Origin of the sequence: Zarconia navalis LEGE 11467, from assembly GCF_015207075.1 — a bacterium.
Lineage (GTDB): Bacteria > Cyanobacteriota > Cyanobacteriia > Cyanobacteriales > Geitlerinemataceae > Zarconia > Zarconia navalis.
In genome coordinates this window covers 1-17,023 of the sequence record NZ_JADEXN010000034.1, presented here as the reverse complement: position 1 = coordinate 17,023, position 17,023 = coordinate 1, and the positions used below count along the sequence as shown (strand labels likewise).

Below are 17,023 nucleotides of genomic sequence, written 5' to 3'. Positions count from 1 at the left end.
ATCCGATGTTCGATCGCTTAGCGACCTTGGTTATCGAACTCAAGCTGCGCCTGGATGGACTCGAAGCACGTCTTGAGGCGATCGAGTCGCGACACAGTGATGGGTAAACCATACGAAGAGGGGATGAGGAGAACGAATGGATCGTGAATAGCGAACAACGAACGATCGTTACTCAACCACACTAACTTTGCCGGTCGGGGTAGTGCCCCTGGGATTACCCCGACCCAATAACCCATCATAATTCTTCCCATCACCACCTCTTCTGTTATTTCATTTGATTCGGAAATGTCAAAACGGGACGCGAAAGATTAGCATAAGTAGATGAATTCTCTCGATCGATGTTTTGACGGCCTGTTTTTTGTGGAGGAGTTTAATGAACGAGAAAATTTCAATGCTGGGTTCGATCGCTTCAGGTATCGTGGGTTCTGCCGTTTTCGTTCTGGGAACGTGGGTTCATCCAGTGCAAGCTGCTAATCCTTTCTGCCGTGACGCTTCTACCTGTCCTGAGTACGATATGGGTTCTCAGGCACGAGAGGGGTTCGATGCCATGTTTCGCGACGGAAACTACGATCGAGCGAAAAAAGCAGCTGAGGGGGCGATCGTTGCAGAATCAGACGATCCGATCACCCATGCGATGCAAGCTTCTCTGGTCTATCTTTACGAGGATGGCTGGGATCGATTTAAAACCCATGCCACCGACACGCGCGAGACGGCTGAAGCGCTCATTCCCACCAACCCCCTCCGGGGCAATCTCTACGCGGCGGTGGGTTATTTTCTCGAAGGCGCGCATACGCTGCAAACGGAGGGAACCGTTCGGGGAACTCCAGCAGCATTGTCGAAGTTACGGCAGGTGTTCGGGCATTTGGAAGAAGCAGAGAAGATCGATCCGAGCGATCCCGAACTCAATATTATTAAGGGTTTTATGGATTTGATGCTGGCGGTGAATCTTCCCCTTGCCAATCCTGAAGATTCTCTCGATCGCTTGGCATATCAGGCAGGTCCCGATTATTTGGCATATCGAGGACTGGCGATCGGTTACCGGGATTTGAATCGGCCTCAAGAGGCTTTAACCGAAGTACAAAATGCGCTTGCCATTACACCTGACAACCCAGAGGTTCAATATCTCCAAGCTCAAATTTACGTGGAAAATGGCGACTACGAACAAAGCTTGGACTGGTTTAAAAAAGCTTGGGAAAAGAGAGCGCAGCTTCCCAACGATTTGAAAAAGCAAATCAAGCGAGAGTGCAATAAGGCTCAACGAGAAGTTAATCCGAATCGCGCTGACTCGGAACGGTTATGTCAAGACGATGAGAGTTAACCAGATATCAAAAGTCTCTAGAGGGGGGTATTTTGACTCCCCAATATTTCGATTGCCAGTATTCAGCTAACATTTTGCTGGAAATCGTTGGAGTTGCGATGCGGCGGCTCTATTTCTTTATTTAATTTTTTTCGGTTTGTATGAAAATTCAATTTCGGGAATTTAATCCCTTTGATGTTTGGTTTTGGATCGAGTTTTCTACAGTTCCTTCTCCAGCGGAAAAGCAGTATGTCGAAGAGTTGTTCGATTCTTGGTTTTTTTTGGGGAAACTGGGAGGATTTAATGCCGAAAATTTTCAAATTCAAGATGAAGGTTTGGAGATTGGATATATGGAATACAATGAAAAAATTGCCGATCGCAGTATGATGGCTCTGATGCACAATATGTCTGATTTTGAGTATCAGGGAACCTGGGGACGGTGCTGGTTCGATTTGGGAACGAGCGATGCAGTAGCTCTCGATGTTTTGGTCAATTCGCTCTTTCAACTGAGCCGAGAGTTTATTACCATTGAAACGTTTATTGTTGGGGGAGAAAATATAGATTGGCCTTTACCTCAAGGAAGTCGTTCTGATGTTGCCGATCGCAACTAGTAGATGCTAGAAAAACGAAAGTGTGGGAACTCTCAACCCCCATTCGTTGGAATTGTTGCTTTGCCTCTATCTATAGAGAATGTTGAAGAGGTAAGCGCACCACAAAAACTAAATTCAGCATAGAGGTGCGAGTCCTATTAACGATCGAAAGTAACTTGTCTTCACGGGTTTGTCGATCTCTATTCTAGAAATCGTTTTGCAAGCGTTGAAAAGTTGGAAGTCAAGTTCAAAAGGCAGGAGAAACTAGACATCGTGAGTAAAATTCGAGTGTTAGCCTTGGCGATCGTTCAAGATGGCGATCGACTGTTTTTGGGAAAAGGTTTCGATCCGATCGCCCAAACCACGTTTTATCGCGTATTGGGAGGTGGCGTTGAGTTTGGGGAAACTAGCCTCGACGCACTCAAGCGGGAATTTCAAGAAGAAATCCAAGCGGAACTGACAAATATTGAATATGTTGCTTGCCTAGAAAGTATTTTTACGCTCAAAGAAAAACCCAAGCACGAGGTGATTCAGCTTTATCGATGCGACTTTGCCGATCGCAAATTTTACCAGCTTGATGAAGTTGAGTATTGCGAAGGAAAACGATCGAAAAAAGCCTATTGGATCGAGCGGCAACGCTTTGAATCTGGAGAGTTGCGCCTAGTTCCTGATGGCTTTTTGCAATATTGCTAACTTTCATGAGCGAACTCAGGCATAATCTCATTACAGGGGATTGGGTTGTCATCGCGACCGATCGCGCCAAAAAACCGAATGAGTTTAAATCTCATCGCTCTCCAGAAGAGCGCGAACCCAAGCATCGATCGAATTGTCCGTTTTGTCCGGGAAACGAAAAAGAAACCGCCGCAGAATCCGATCGCTTCGGAGATGATAGCGGCTGGCAAGTTCGGGTGGTGCAGAATCGATATCCCGCACTCTCGCCAACGGGAGAACTCATCCGCAGCGGCGATCGACTGTTTCGCACCGTCTCTGGGGTGGGTTTTCACGAAGTGATTATCGAACATCCCCACCACGACGTTACTCTGGCGAACTTACCCATCGAAGACGTTGCCAATATTTTGCGGATGTATCGCCAGCGATACGCAAAAATTCGCGCCGATTCTCGCGTTGCGGCTATCGTTGTGTATAAGAATCACGGCAAAGAATCTGGCGCATCGATCGCTCACCCCCATTCCCAACTGATGGCGACCCCCATCGTTCCCCCGCAAATTCGCCAGCGCGCGCGGGAGGCAATCCGTTTTTTCGACGAGACGGGGGAGTGTTTGTTCTGTCATACCCTCGCAGACGAACTCGCGGCGGGCGATCGCGTCGTTATCGAGAGCGATCGCTTTGTGGCATTCGTCCCTCGTGCGGCGCTGTTCCCTTTCCAGGTGTGGATTTTCCCCCGCCGCCACACTTCGTCTTTCGATGAAATAACGGAAGACGAAGCGATCGATTTAGCTGCCACCTTGAAAACAGTGCTGGCAAAACTCGACAACGGACTCCAGAACCCCGCTTACAACTACGTTATTCGATCGATTCCCACTGGCGATCGTGCAACGGCTTACTTCCATTGGTATGTGGATATTATCCCGCGTCTGGGAATTGCCGCTGGGTTCGAGTTGGGGAGTGGAATGTTTGTTAACAGTACCCTGCCAGAAGAAAATGCTGCTTTTTTGAGAGCGGTTTAGAGTCTCCAATCCTCTAATCTGAAAATTAATTGGAACTTACGCAAAGCCCTTATCTGTAGAATTTGAAGCGCATTGAGTAACACGTCGGGGAAACCACATTTAGCGCGAACGTGGTTTTTTCGTCAATATTAATTTTTGTAAAAAGTAGTAATTCCGTAACAAATAATACAGAAATTTAGAATACAATTAAGAATAAGAAGAGAAATAACGAAAAAAATTTAAATTCCAATCGGAGAAACCTGCTATGTCTATTTACGATCGTTCCCGCGCTCTGATGAATCGCCACCATCATCTGATTAAAAATCGCCAGCAATCTCTCCTGACTCGGACGGCGGCAGAAGTCGGTTTACCCGAAGACGTTGCTCGCAACTGGAACCACATCCAAGGTAAGCCATCTCACCACAGTACTGTGGCTTACGATCGCTCGGGTGCAACCATGAGCTAATTGTTATCGCTCGTTTTATCTATCACTTCACAGTCCTAACTTCTACCGCGCCGTGCTTTATCCTTTCAGCACGGTATTTTTGTGTCCGAGCGCTTCATAATATTAGAGACATACCGCGCGCGATCGCGTCAGACTCAATTCCAGGCTCACTAAGATGGACACTCCACCCGATTCGACTTCCGCCGCTTATCTACTCGTCACCCATGGCAGTCGCGATCCCCGTCCCGAAGTTGCCGCGAAGGCACTAGCAAAACGGGTCTTCAAGAAATTATCCGATCGATCGGAAGCACCACTTCTCGTGGAAACGGCGGCACTGGAATTGCAACCCCAACCCCTACACCAGCAAATTCAGCAATTTACCGATCTCGCGGTCGGTCAGAATATTCGTATCGTTCGAGTTGTTCCCTTGTTTCTGCTGCCGGGAGTTCACGTCATGGAAGATATTCCAGCGGAGGTTGAGTTGGCAAATCGCGCCATCGACAATATATATAATGTCGAACTTTCCATCCAACCCCATTTGGGTAGCCATCCAGGAATCATCGAACTCTTAGCTAATGGTGCGCTCGACGGGGTATGCGAGTCTCCCAAAGCGCAGATCCTCCTTTCCCACGGGAGTCGTCGTCCGGGAGGAAATCAACCCATCGAAAAAATTACCGATCGATTGCATCGGCGGTGTCAGATACCCGTAGTCGCAGCCTATTGGTCGGTGGAACCCAATGCAGAGCTGCGCGTGTGCGAGTTGGTAGCAGCGGGTTGCGATCGAATCCGAATTCTTCCCTACTTTCTGTTTCCTGGAGGAATCACCGACGCGATCGCCAAGCAAGTCGATCGACTGAGAAATCAGTTTTCTCAAACTGCGCTACATCTGGCACAACCTATTGGAGTCAGTGACGAATTAGCTGCGCTCGTGAGTGACTTAGCAGATCTAAATATTGGTGCAGCATAAGCAGAAATCGCGAACGAACAACCTCAAAACTTCACCTAAATAAACCTTTTAGCCTTGTGCCTTCACAACTTTTTCACATTGTGATTGATATACTAAAACAGGAGAAGGACAAACGAGCTAGGAGAATCGCAGTCACAGGTTTGTTAAATGATAACTCTCTTAGGTTCGAGCTTTTTGTCTTTAGGGGTATTTCGTCGAAATTAAGCGTACTGATTCGTTGGTAAGTAACTCTTGAAAATTAAAATGCCAAATTTTGTTGTATTTGTCAATGATAAAACTGGCAATTTCAGGACTTTTAAATTTTTCAATCTTTTATAACTTCCGTAACTCAAACTTGTCAGACCGCGCTCAATGAAACTGAGCTTTTGAGATCGCGAACAACTTAACTCACCATTGCAAAATTTCTGACTGCCGCTCGACCTTTCGAAGGAAGCGAGTTGCACCTCAAAGTACGTCAGGGATTGTTACTGTATCTACCGCAGTCCAACCTACACAATATCAATCATGGAACGTACGGCATTCACCGCTCTTTCTCGGTCGGTTCAAACGGCGATCGCATTTGTCGATCGTGGTGTTGACGACTATCAAAGCCTAGTGGCTGGGACTCTTTCTAGAGTTCGGTTCGTTTTGCTCGATCGCCATCGAGACGGCATCGAGCAAATGACCCAAGTCCTGGCAGCTAACCATGGCTTCGATGAAATTCACATCATCTCTCACGGAACTCCGGGTAGTTTGCAACTCGGCAACGCTCGATTGAGTTTAGAGACCCTCGATCGCTACACCACTCAACTGCAAACCGCGTTTGCGAGCGCTTCTAACCTCCTCCTCTACGGCTGCAACGTCGCGGCTGGGGATGCTGGGGAAGAATTCATTGCCAAACTGCACCAACTGACGGGAACTGAAATTGCGGCATCGGCGCGACGTACCGGAAGTGCGGCACTGGGTGCAGACTGGAACCTCGAAGTGACGACCGCCAATTTTACCGGGAATCTGGCATTTACCTCAGAGGCGATCGCCGCCTACCCCTTCGCCTTCCCCACCCAAATTGACAATCTGTTCGCACACTACCGAGATCTACCAGACGATACCAGTGCCAGTGGAAACTATTCCATTAAGGAAGTTAACGATCCCACGGGAAGCGGTCAGCGAATCCTCGACCACCAATTTCAGGTGGGTAGCCAAAACAACCTAGAACTCTACGGATTTTCAACTGCAACGACCAACTATACCGTTGTGGGATTAGTCGATCGCATCAATATCGAGCGCATTGATAACGCAGAAGCAACAGGCGATCGCGACATTCTTTGGTTCGAGCGCGAAAGCTTTACCGGGAACGATATCTCCGTCAAACCCAGCCTCTCCACCAGTATGGAAGATGTGCTGTTGAGTACGACCATCAACCGAGGCACAGATAATATCTTTGCCAACCAAGGTGATGTTAACGGTAACAATAATAATATCGAACGAGTTGACTTTATTTCGGATGGAGGTTTGGATGCAGGAACCACTCCTGACGAGCAAGGTTTCCTGATTCTCGAACGCGGCAGTGACGTTACCGCACAAAATGACAAGTTTAAAATTGCCCCCATTATCAGCTTAGGCGCTGATGGCAAACCCTCGGCATACGGATCGCTAACAACGGTTAAGAAAACGGCTTGGAATAATTCCTCATTTCGGTTTAAAACAGAAGTCATGCGCCTCGATCCCGGCGATCCCGAAGGTGATGACTTACGCTACACCATTACAGCTCCCGAGAAAGAAAGCTCCCCCGGTCAATTTATTATTGGCACGTTTTTAACCTACGACGAACTAGGAATCAATGCCAGCGAAACCTTCTACGGATATTCTATCTTTCCCTCAACCATCACCGATGATGGGTCTGATGGAACGCTAACAAGCAACGACCTCGTTAACTTAACCAACTTTGCGACAACCACAACCAACACTGGTAGCCAAGGGGGACTCGATCTGATTGGGGGTGGCGGTTTTTTTATTGTTGATGAACCACCCGAGATCGATCTAGATGAAAGTGATACCGCCGATAACAACTACACCAATGGTTTTACCATTGGTGGCGGTGCGGTTAGCATTACCGACTCAGATGTCGCGATTACAGATAACGACCAAGCCAACGACAACCAGCGACTTCGATTTGCAACCGTTACCCTAACGAACCGACCCGATGGAACCGCAGAGAGTCTCAGCCTGAATACAGCCGCTGAGACCGCAGCCACCAATGCCGGGTTAAGTGTGTCTTACAACTCCACCACGGGAGAACTGAAAATAGAAGGGCCCGCGACGATCGCGGTATACGAATCCATCATTGCAGGCATTGTCTACGACAACACCGCAGGAACTCCCGATACGACGACCCGGACAATTAACGTTGTGGTCAACGATGGCATCAGCGATAGCACTCCGACTGCCGTGAGCACTATCACCCTTGAAGAAAATACAGAACCCACTGCCAGCGATAACACCATCGACATCGACGAAGATACGCCCCATACCTTTGAAGAAGGAGATTTTGGCTTCAACGACGGGGACGGCGATACCCTCGATACCGTCAAAATCATCTCCACCCCCAGCAACGGTAAGCTACAACTCGATGGTGTGGATGTCACTGACGGACAAGAAATTTCCGCTGCCGACATCACCAGCGGCAAGCTCAAATTCGTTCCCGACGACGACGAAAATGGAATCGGATATGCCGACGTCAGATTCCAAGTCAGCGACGGCATCGATTTCAGCGGAGAAAAAACCATTACTCTTAACGTCGAGTCGGTTAACGACGAACCCACCTTCAGCGGACTCGACAACAATCCCAACTTCATCCCAGAAGGCAGTCCCGTCGTCCTCGACAGCAACGCGACTGTTTCCGATCCCGAACTGGATGCCACCAACTACGACGGTGCAACCCTAATTCTAGAACGAGATGGGGGAGCAAATGGCGACGATGTTTTTGGCAATAGCGGTAATTTAGATTCTCTAACGCAAGGTAACGCTCTCGTGGTTGATGGAACCACCATCGGGGCGGTTACCACCAACAGTGGTGGTACATTAGAACTCACCTTCAATGGCAATGCCACCCAAGCCTTGGTAAACCAAGTGCTGCAACAAATTACCTACAGCAACAGCAGCACGACTCCTCCTGCCTCGGCACAAATCAACTATACGTTCGGCGATGGGAATACCGGGACTCAAGGCACGGGAAATAATCTAAGTGGAACGGGTTCGATTACCGTCAATATTGGTTCGACACCACCTCCTGTTGTCGTCACACCTCCCACGACTCCCCCAACAACCGATCCCTCGACCGCATCGACTCCAGAACCGGAAATTACCGTTTCTACTTCTGGAACTAGCGATATCCCCGACGGAACCGATACCCCCCAGAACCTGGGTTCTTCTCCTGTTGGTACCCCCTTTACTCAAACCTTCACCGTCGAAAATACGGGAACTGCCGATCTAATCCTCGATTCGGGTTCCCTAACATTACCCGACGGGTTTACCTTGGTTGGGGAGTTTCCCGAAACGGTTACTCCTGGCAGTTCGGCAACCTTCACCGTGGAGTTGGATACCAGCACGCCGGGAAGCTATGGCGGTACGATTTCTTTTACAAACAACGATGCAGATGAGGGAACGTTTGACTTTCCCGTGACCGTGACGGTCGGCGACAATTCGCCGACCCGCAATACACCTGATGTACCGCAGGTTGCTGGAGTGAGCACGCCAGTGGAACCCACTGCCGAGGTGGCAGCGACTCACGACGACTGTTGCTGTCCCACTGCACCGACTCTGGATGGGGTATTTGTCGAACCCATTCCCGGTTTTAACTTTACCCTCGAACAGTTACCCGCGATCGAAAATACCCTCACCGGAAGTAACAACAACGATTCGCTGCTGGGTACGACAAACAACGATGCCATCCTCGGTTTGGCGGGAGACGATCGCGCCGATGGTTCTGATGGGGATGACTTACTCGTTGGCGGATTGTCCAGTTCGATTCCCGTCGGTTCTGGATTCGATCGCGATACCCTTTACGGAAATCAAGGAAACGATGTCATTCTCGGAAACGAGGGAGACGATCGCATCAATGCCGGAAAAGACAACGATGTGGTGTTTGCCGGAAAGGATAACGACCGCGTCGAAGGCGAGATGGGTGAGGATACGTTACTTGGAGAGCAAGGAAACGATACGGTTATTGGCGGCACTGGCGATCGAGACTTTATCGATCCCGGAGCGGATTTAATCTACGGCGGTATTGGAAACGACGAACTGTACGGCAATCAGGGTAACGATTCGATTTCCGGTGGAACGGGAGACGATCTCGCTTACGGGGGTAAAGAGGGCGACTTACTCTCGGGTGAAGCTGGAAACGACACACTTAAAGGCGAACAAGGAAACGATACGATTCTTGGCAGTCTCGGTAGCACGAGCGAAGTCGGTGCAGCAGCCGATCGAGATTGGCTCTCGGGAAATGAAGGAAACGACCTAATCAAAGGAGGTCAAGGAGAAGATACGATTTATGCCGGTCGAGAAAACGATCTCGTCTACGGCGGCAAAGATGGCGATCTGATTTTTGGGGATAAGGGAAGTGACACGCTAAGTGGAGACCTCGGAAACGATACGATTTCCGGCGGCACGAGTCAGTTTGACGATCCTGAAGGCGTAAATGATGGTGATGTAATTTTCGGCGGTGCGGGAGATGACGTAATTGACGGAAATCTCGGTAACGACAATATCGTGGGTGGCACTGGCAACGATACGATTAGCGGCGGGCAGCAGGACGATTTGATTTGGGGTGAAGCTGGAAACGATTTGCTCTTCGGCGATCTCGGTAACGACTCGGTTTGCGGTGGAGAAGGGAACGATACCCTCATTGGCAGTAACGGCAATCCTTTGAGTACCGCAGATGGAGACGATAAGCTCTGTGGCGGTGCGGGAGACGATCGAGTTTTCGGTAATGAAGGTAATGACAAGCTCACCGGAAATGCTGGAGAGGATTGGCTTTACGGCGGTCGGGGAGATGATACGATAACTGGGGGTTCCCAGACCGACGTTCTGAGTGGGGAGCAGGGGAACGATGTCCTCACCGGCGGTACGGAAGGAGATCGCTTTGACTTCGCGCAAAACCACGGTATGAATATCATCACTGATTTCACTGACGGGGAAGATATTATCGGTTTGCAAGGCGGAATGACGTTTGCACAGTTGGCCGTTTCTCAAGTAGGGAACGATACCCAAATTACCGCTGGAGAACTATCGATTACTCTGCAAGGGGTGAATGCTAGTGCGATCGGTTCTGATGATTTTGCGCTGGTGTAATTGTTCCTCATGGCTCCTCATAGATGCGTTACGGCGAATTTTTTCATCCAAACGATATTAGTAACGATCGTTGCCTAACGCATCGTCTAATCTGCTAATCTGCCCAAATTTTGAAAGAGTTTAATCGGCAGTCAGTCAAAAGCTGACTGCTTTTAGTTATTGGAGATTAGTTATTGGAGAGTTGAATGCGATCGCTGAGGCGATCTAAGGTTTGCTTGAGATTGGGGTCGGTATTTCTGAGTTGAGAAATTTTTTCGCAACTATACATAACTGTCGTATGGTCTTTTCCGCCAAAGATTTCTCCAATTTTAGGCAAGCTCAAATCCGTATATTGACGCATTAAATACATCGCGACTTGCCGGGCTTGGCTAATTTCTCGACGGCGAGAGTTACTCTTCAAATCTTCGATCGAAATATTAAATGTTTCCGTCGTTGCTTGTAAAATAGCTTCGGGAGAGGCTTCTATCTTTTCGGTTCTGGGATTGAGTACTGGGGCAATATTTTCTACCGTCATTGGCAATCCAGAAATCGAAATATATGCCACCGCCCGAATTAATGCTCCTTCTAATTCCCGAATATTAGATGTATAACTCGCCGCAATATATTCGATCGCTTCTCGGGGCAAGCGCATATTTTCGTATTCGGCTTTTTTTTGTAAAATCGCCATGCGCGTTTCCAAATCTGGGGCTTGAATATCGGCAATTAACCCCATAGAAAAACGAGAGCAAAGGCGTTCTTGCAGGCGAGGAATGCGATCGGGCGGGCGATCGGACGCTAAGACCACTTGTTTGCCCGCTTCGTGTAGGGTATTGAAGGTATGAAAAAACTCTTCTTGGGTGTATTCTTTGCCTTCAATAAACTGAATATCATCAACGAGCAGCACGTCGGCGGCTCGATAGCGATCGCGAAAACTTTGCATACTATCTCGACGAATTGCCGAAATTAAATCGTTGGTAAACCGCTCGGTGGAAACGTAAAAAATTCTTGCATCTCTATCAATTTCCAGACGATAGTGACCGATGGCTTGCATCAAATGGGTTTTGCCCAACCCCACACCACCGCAGAGAAACAACGGATTAAATTCGCGACCGGGAGATTCTGCCACGGCTAAGGATGCCGCATGGGCCATACGATTGTTAGAACCGACCACAAACCGAGAAAAGAGGTATTTGGGATTGAGTTGCGAGGGTTGACCGGGCAAGTGACGAGTTTGCTTTTTTTCCTCTGACGGCGGCGGCCAGAGCAGATCGGCTTGGGCACTACTGGTAACGGCATCTCCCTGAACCGTACTCAAATGAATTTCCACCCCATACCCGAGAATATCGCCGACTACATCGGCAATCGTTTTAAGGTAATACTTTTGCAGCCAATTGCGAGCGAAGGGATTTGGCGTCAGAATCACCAATTGATTCCCGTCCAAAGACTCAGCACTGGCGGTTTTAATCCAAGTTTCAAATGTGGGTCGATTAAGCTGTACTTCTAAACGCTCCAGAACGCGATTCCAGAGCTGCTCTACTGAGATTTCCACCGAATCTACCTCGTCATCTCACTTCACACCAAGCTACCCTAGCCGTTAACTTTCGGTAGATTCTGAATAATCGGCGATCGCAAATACGTAAAGGGTATGAAGCAACAGCACCACCGTCCAAACCCCCGTCGTCCAGGTAGCCCAAGACCCCGTCGATCGATATAAGTTGTAAAAGAACCACATTCCCGAGTTGCCAGCACAGTATACAGCAACGTGAAATGCATAGTTCAAGCGATCGCCGAAGCGTCGGAATTCCGGATCGCTTCGATCGGGTTTGCGCGGCCAGGTTGGGGGCATAAAATTACCTCAATCGATCGAGATATGTATTCTAACCCAATCTCTGTCCGGCCGAGCGTTTGAGGGGAGAATTTCCCCATTCGCAAAAAATCGATCTAGGTATCGGGACTTGAAGAATAAACGGGGATTTCGAGAACGAACTCAGAACCCCCTCCCGGCAACGGTTCGCAGGTGAGCTTTCCGTGGTGCTGTTGTACCACCACTTGATAGCTGGTGGATAGACCCAACCCCCTTCCTTTGCCAACGGGTTTGGTGGTAAAAAAGGGGTCGAACAGTCGAGAGCGCACCTCTTTGGGCATTCCGATGCCATTATCGGCAATCGAGATCGTCACTCGGTAATCGTCGAGAACTCGGGTGCGAATCAGAAGCTGCGGGTTAGAAAATTCTGGGTAATCTGCCATCTTTTGTTCGATGGCATCGATGGCATTATTGAGAAGATTGAAAAAGACCTGATTGAGGCGTCTGGCATGGCAAGTAACCATGGGTAAATCGTGGTAATCTTTGACCACTTCAATAGATGGACGATCGTCTTTGGGGTCGAGGCGATGTTGCAATAACATGACCGTACTGTTGATATTTTCGTGAAGATCGATGGCTTTGATATCGGCTTCGTCCAGCCGCGAAAACAGGCGCAATCCCAACACGATCGTCCGAATGCGATCGGCGCCCGACTGCATGGATTCTAAAATTTTTTTCAAGTCGGAATGAAGAAATTCGAGATCGATTTCATACATTCTTTCTCGAATTTTTGCACTGGGTTCCGGGTATTCTTCTTGGTAGAGATCGATGAGATTGAGTAAGTCTTGAATGTATTCCCGCGCCGGAGTGAGATTGCTATAGATAAAGCTCACGGGATTATTGATTTCGTGGGCCACTCCAGCAACCAATTGCCCAATGACGATCGCTTTTTCTTTTTGCACCAGTTGGCTTTGGGTTTCTTGTAAGTTATTTAATGTTTTTTTTAGCTTGCAATTTTTATTTTTCAACTGAGATTGTAAGCTTTGGATCGTTAACTGATTCTGAATTCTAGCTAAAACTTCTTCAAATTGAAATGGCTTGCTAATATAGTCAACGCCTCCCATTTGAAACGCCTTCACTTTATCGGCAACATCGTTCAAGGCGCTCAAAAAAATGACGGGAACGGTACGAGTTTTCGGATCGGCTTTGAGCTGTTCGCAAACCTCGTATCCGTTCATGTCAGGCATATTAATATCGAGTAAAATCAGATCGGGCAATACAGCTTCGATCGCTGTCAGAGCCATCTTGCCGTTAATCGCTTTGCGCACGTTATACCCGCGATCGAGTAACATCTTGGACAAAAAGCGAATATTGTCTAGGGTATCGTCAACAATTAAAATATCAGGTCGATGGCTGGTCATATATTTGAGAGTAATTACAGGGACGAGTGGTACTCTGTCTCCTTCTCGATGCCAAATCGCGCCAGTTCGATGGCAACATCGAACTGGAAATTTTCAACTAGTTCTATTATGGCTTGGGCAACAGACACTTTGTCCGGTGGCACTTGTTCGAGCAGCTCGAAAATAAGCAGGTCGCTACATTGCAATGCGGCATGGTGAAATGCTTCGAGCCACTCCCCCGGCATCGTGGCGATTTCGGCTTTGAGATCGTCGAGGGTGAGGTGGGAGATCTTGTTTTGAGGATTATCTGTGGCTTCGTCTATTTCGTAGATGTATTCAACTCCGAGATAGTGACCCATTTTCGCAAAGAGTTCTTCGGCACGAAATGGCTTGCGAACGAAGTCATCGCATCCGATCTCCAGAATTTTCTGTCGATCTTCCTCAAAGGCACTCGCTGTGAGGGCAACGATCGCCGTCGAGTTGCGACCGTTTTGCAAACGTGGGGGATGTCGGAGTCGCTCTCTGACTTTAATCTCGCGAGTTGCCTCGTACCCATTCATTATCGGCATCCGCATATCCATCCAGATGAAGTGCGGCTGCCAATGTTCCCAAATCTCGATCGCCTCTCGACCGTTGGTGGCTTCTCGCACGTCAAAACCGACACTGGTCAAAAGTTTGACCAGAAGCTGGCGGTTTTCCCATCGATCTTCAGTCACCAGAATCCGGTAGTTGTCTCGACCGGATGCCAAGCCAATAACTTTGCGACGATCGAGGGGTTGAGTTTGTTCGATCGCTTTTGACTCTACAACACTCACTCGCATCGGAAAAGAAAACTCAGAGCCGCAGTTCACCTCGCTCTCTACGGTAATATCTCCCCCCATCAGTTGGACGAACTTCCGAGCGATGGGCAACCCCAAACCGGTTCCCTGACGCATTTGCAACCCCGTGGTGGTTTGGGCGAAGGCTTCAAAGAGCTTTTCTCGTTCCTCGGGGGCAATACCGGGGCCGGTATCTGCGACCTCAAATTGCAAGAACAGACTGGATGGAGAATCCGCAGCAGATGCCGCTTCCACGGGTGCCTCGATGGTAAATACCCTCAGGCTGACGGTTCCGGTGGTGGTGAACTTAATGGCATTGCCGAGCAAGTTGATTAAGATCTGACGTAACTTACCTTCATCGGCACGAACGTACCGGGGAACATCGGCCCCTCGATCGAAAACCAATTGCAAGCCTTTAGCTCTCGCCCGCAGTTGCAGCAGCTCTTCGAGGGTATCGAGGAAGTCGTACAAATCGAAATTGTCTTCGTTGAGGGTGACTCGTCCGGCTTCGATTTTGGACATGTCCAGGATGTCGTTAATCAAAGCCAGCAGGTGTTCGCCACTGCGATCGATGGTGCCGAGATACTCCTGATACTCCTGGGGGAGGGAAGTATCGCGATTCATCAGTTGGCTGAACCCCAAAATCGCATTCAGGGGGGTGCGCAATTCGTGGCTCATATTGGCAAGAAATTCGCTTTTGGCCCGGTTTGCCGCATCGGCTGCTTCTTTGGCGATTTTGAGTTGGGTTGCTTGCTCTCGGCTTTGGACGAGCATCTCCCGCACGCGTTGGGCGTTGTCTCGTTCTCGTCGAGCGGTTTTTTGGAGTCTGGCTTCAAACTGTTTGCGATCGCTCACGTTCACTCCGATACCCCAGGAAGCCCAACCGTCGATGGGAAAGCGATCGGAAATATTCGACCAGGCGATGGTTTGGGTGCTGCCGTCTTTGGCAGTAATGTCCCACTCCCAATTGCGGTAATTGTTGCCCCGCGCTTGCCAAGCGGCGATCGTTTTTTGGCGGTAGACGGGATCGGGATAGAGAAGATCCATGGCCGAAGGGTTACCGACAATTTCATCGGCGCGATATCCCGTCACCCGCTCGCACTCGTGATTCCAGAGGACGATGTTTCCCCGATCGTCGAAGGCATCGAGCATGACGGGCATTTCTTCGAGGATGGCCCGCAGGTGTTGTTCGTTCTGGCGCAGGGCTTCTTCAGCTTGAAGGCGATCGCGAGATTCGATGGCCAGGGCACAGGTATAGGCCAAAGACGTGGCAAAGTTCTCCTCTTCGATCGACCAATTTCTCGGGGTTTGGGTATGTTCTAGGCAAATAACGCCGATGGTTTTGCCTTTGAGGTGGATGGGGGCATCGAGCATCGAGCGGATACAGAATTTCGTGAGATAGGATTGGCAAAACTCGGCAGTTTGCGAGTCGGTACAGGCGTTATTCGCGACGATGGTGCGCTCGGTTGCCAATGCCTGAAAGTAGGTGGGATAGCTGCTCGCATGCAGTTGCATCCCCTGGCTGTGTTGGTGAGGCGTTCGCTCGTAGAGGTTGGCGCAGCGAAGGGCGGTGCGATCGTCCTCGAAAAACCAGATGCTCGCCCGTTCTACATCGAGAATTTGGGTGGCGAGTTGGGTAATTTCGTGCAGTACTTTTGGGAAGTTGCCTGCGTAGCGTTTTTGGATTTTGACCAGTTTTAACAGTCCCGCTTGCTGGGATCTCAGGCGGCGTTCGCTCTCTTGCAATGCCGACTCGACTCCCTGGCGGCGCAAGATTTCCCCCTCGAGTTCTACATTCACCCGCTCTAACTGAGTCGTGCGCTGGGCAATGCGATCGTCGAGTTTTTTATTGGCGCGACACAACTGAGCTTCGGTCTTCTCAAGCGCGGCAATTTCTCCGGCTAATTCCCGATTCACCACTTCGAGCTGTTGGGGAGTTTGCAGGCAAACAATGCGGGGCAGCAGACGTAACAAGGCGATCGCTGTAGATAACGAGACCAGCACCGTGGTACTTTGTCCGATGCTCCAGAGCCAGTACGCGGGATGCCAAAGCATTCCAATATCGAGCAGGTGCCTCATTCCACCGCAGAAGATGAAGAGTCCCAAAAGCATCAAAACCTTGCGAAAATGGATATCCGGGCGCTTGCGGATGTAATAGACAAGCATCGCCGACATTGCAAAATAAGCGATTGCGATTAACAGATCGCCGATAGCATAGAGTTGAGTGATGGGAACAGAGGGGAAGTGACAGTGACTTTGTAGTAAAGACCTCTCTAGTGAGAGCCGATTGGTTAGGATTTCCCACATAAAAGCTTTTGAGCTAACTGAGTTGCGTGCTTGAACACCTTCGGTCGGGCAGAATGACGATCGATCGGAGCTAAATTTTGCGACTGTATTTTATAATTTACCGACGAACTTGAAAAGTTCGGAGATTCAAGTCAAAAGGTATCGTATATAACAAATTATTTAAAGTATTGTTTTATTCTTAATAATTTATTATAAATGATGTTTTTCCTAGATTGATAGTGATTGCAATCACGAGCTTAGAAAATTGAGATGAAATGAATTGAAGGTTTAAGATGAGAAACGAGGGCTTAAAATCGAAGGGAATCTATAAATTCTACAATTGCATCTTATCGAGCTATATTCAATATTTTTCGTTTGTTTTTTAGGATAAAAACAAATATAGCGGTTATCAATCTGTTGAAGTACAGAGTTTCTGGTTTTC

At 48.8% G+C, this 17,023-nt stretch carries 11 protein-coding genes; 7 read left to right on the top strand and 4 right to left on the bottom strand.

The annotated features are described in order from the left end of the window. Window positions 1-373 precede the first annotated feature (373 nt). The 7 genes from IQ235_RS03330 (at window position 374) to IQ235_RS03300 (ending at window position 10,294) form a co-directional block, all read left to right on the top strand. Window positions 374-1,318, top strand: coding sequence for a Sll0314/Alr1548 family TPR repeat-containing protein (locus tag IQ235_RS03330; RefSeq protein ID WP_264320077.1), 945 nt, complete (start codon window positions 374-376; stop codon window positions 1,316-1,318). Window positions 1,319-1,458: 140 nt separating this feature from the next. Beyond that, window positions 1,459-1,908: a DUF3531 family protein gene (locus IQ235_RS03325; RefSeq protein WP_264320076.1), complete on the top strand. Its 450-nt coding sequence runs from the start codon at window positions 1,459-1,461 to the stop codon at window positions 1,906-1,908. 249 nt (window positions 1,909-2,157) lie between these two features. Then, window positions 2,158-2,580, top strand: coding sequence for an NUDIX hydrolase (locus tag IQ235_RS03320; protein ID WP_264320078.1), 423 nt, complete (start codon window positions 2,158-2,160; stop codon window positions 2,578-2,580). 5 nt (window positions 2,581-2,585) lie between these two features. Next, window positions 2,586-3,575, top strand: a complete 990-nt coding sequence (gene galT / locus IQ235_RS03315; RefSeq protein ID WP_264320075.1) for a galactose-1-phosphate uridylyltransferase — start codon at window positions 2,586-2,588, stop codon at window positions 3,573-3,575. A gap of 244 nt (window positions 3,576-3,819) precedes the next feature. Continuing rightward, a complete protein-coding gene (gifA, locus tag IQ235_RS03310) occupies window positions 3,820-4,020 on the top strand; it encodes a glutamine synthetase inactivation factor IF7A (RefSeq protein WP_264320074.1) in 201 nt (66 codons plus the stop codon). A 154-nt stretch (window positions 4,021-4,174) separates the two neighbouring features. Beyond that, entirely contained in the window at window positions 4,175-4,966 is a 792-nt protein-coding gene (locus tag IQ235_RS03305) for a sirohydrochlorin chelatase (RefSeq protein WP_264320073.1), read from the top strand. 504 nt (window positions 4,967-5,470) lie between these two features. Continuing rightward, complete coding sequence (locus tag IQ235_RS03300; RefSeq protein WP_264320072.1) at window positions 5,471-10,294, top strand: DUF4347 domain-containing protein; 4,824 nt, start codon at window positions 5,471-5,473, stop codon at window positions 10,292-10,294. Between the two features lie 166 nt (window positions 10,295-10,460). Here IQ235_RS03300 and dnaA read toward each other — a convergent pair whose 3' ends face one another. The 4 genes from dnaA to IQ235_RS03280 form a co-directional block, all read right to left on the bottom strand. After that, a complete protein-coding gene (gene dnaA / locus IQ235_RS03295; protein ID WP_264320071.1) occupies window positions 10,461-11,822 on the bottom strand; it encodes a chromosomal replication initiator protein DnaA in 1,362 nt (453 codons plus the stop codon). A gap of 45 nt (window positions 11,823-11,867) precedes the next feature. Then, complete coding sequence (locus IQ235_RS03290; RefSeq protein ID WP_264320070.1) at window positions 11,868-12,119, bottom strand: 2TM domain-containing protein; 252 nt, start codon at window positions 12,117-12,119, stop codon at window positions 11,868-11,870. A 95-nt stretch (window positions 12,120-12,214) separates the two neighbouring features. Beyond that, on the bottom strand, window positions 12,215-13,498 hold the full coding sequence (locus IQ235_RS03285; protein ID WP_264320069.1) for a sensor histidine kinase: 1,284 nt from the start codon (window positions 13,496-13,498) through the stop codon (window positions 12,215-12,217). A 14-nt stretch (window positions 13,499-13,512) separates the two neighbouring features. Further along, a complete protein-coding gene (locus tag IQ235_RS03280) occupies window positions 13,513-16,602 on the bottom strand; it encodes a GAF domain-containing hybrid sensor histidine kinase/response regulator (RefSeq protein WP_441373240.1) in 3,090 nt (1,029 codons plus the stop codon). Window positions 16,603-17,023 lie beyond the last annotated feature (421 nt).

Coding starts and splice junctions, on each gene's coding strand:
- IQ235_RS03330 (WP_264320077.1), top strand. CDS start 374: ATGAACGAGAAAATTTCAATGCTGGGTTCGATCGCTTCAGGTATCGTG.
- IQ235_RS03325 (WP_264320076.1), top strand. CDS start 1,459: ATGAAAATTCAATTTCGGGAATTTAATCCCTTTGATGTTTGGTTTTGG.
- galT (WP_264320075.1), top strand. CDS start 2,586: ATGAGCGAACTCAGGCATAATCTCATTACAGGGGATTGGGTTGTCATC.
- gifA (WP_264320074.1), top strand. CDS start 3,820: ATGTCTATTTACGATCGTTCCCGCGCTCTGATGAATCGCCACCATCAT.
- IQ235_RS03305 (WP_264320073.1), top strand. CDS start 4,175: ATGGACACTCCACCCGATTCGACTTCCGCCGCTTATCTACTCGTCACC.
- IQ235_RS03300 (WP_264320072.1), top strand. CDS start 5,471: ATGGAACGTACGGCATTCACCGCTCTTTCTCGGTCGGTTCAAACGGCG.
- IQ235_RS03290 (WP_264320070.1), bottom strand. CDS start 12,119: ATGCCCCCAACCTGGCCGCGCAAACCCGATCGAAGCGATCCGGAATTC.
- IQ235_RS03285 (WP_264320069.1), bottom strand. CDS start 13,498: ATGACCAGCCATCGACCTGATATTTTAATTGTTGACGATACCCTAGAC.
- IQ235_RS03280 (WP_441373240.1), bottom strand. CDS start 16,602: ATGTGGGAAATCCTAACCAATCGGCTCTCACTAGAGAGGTCTTTACTA.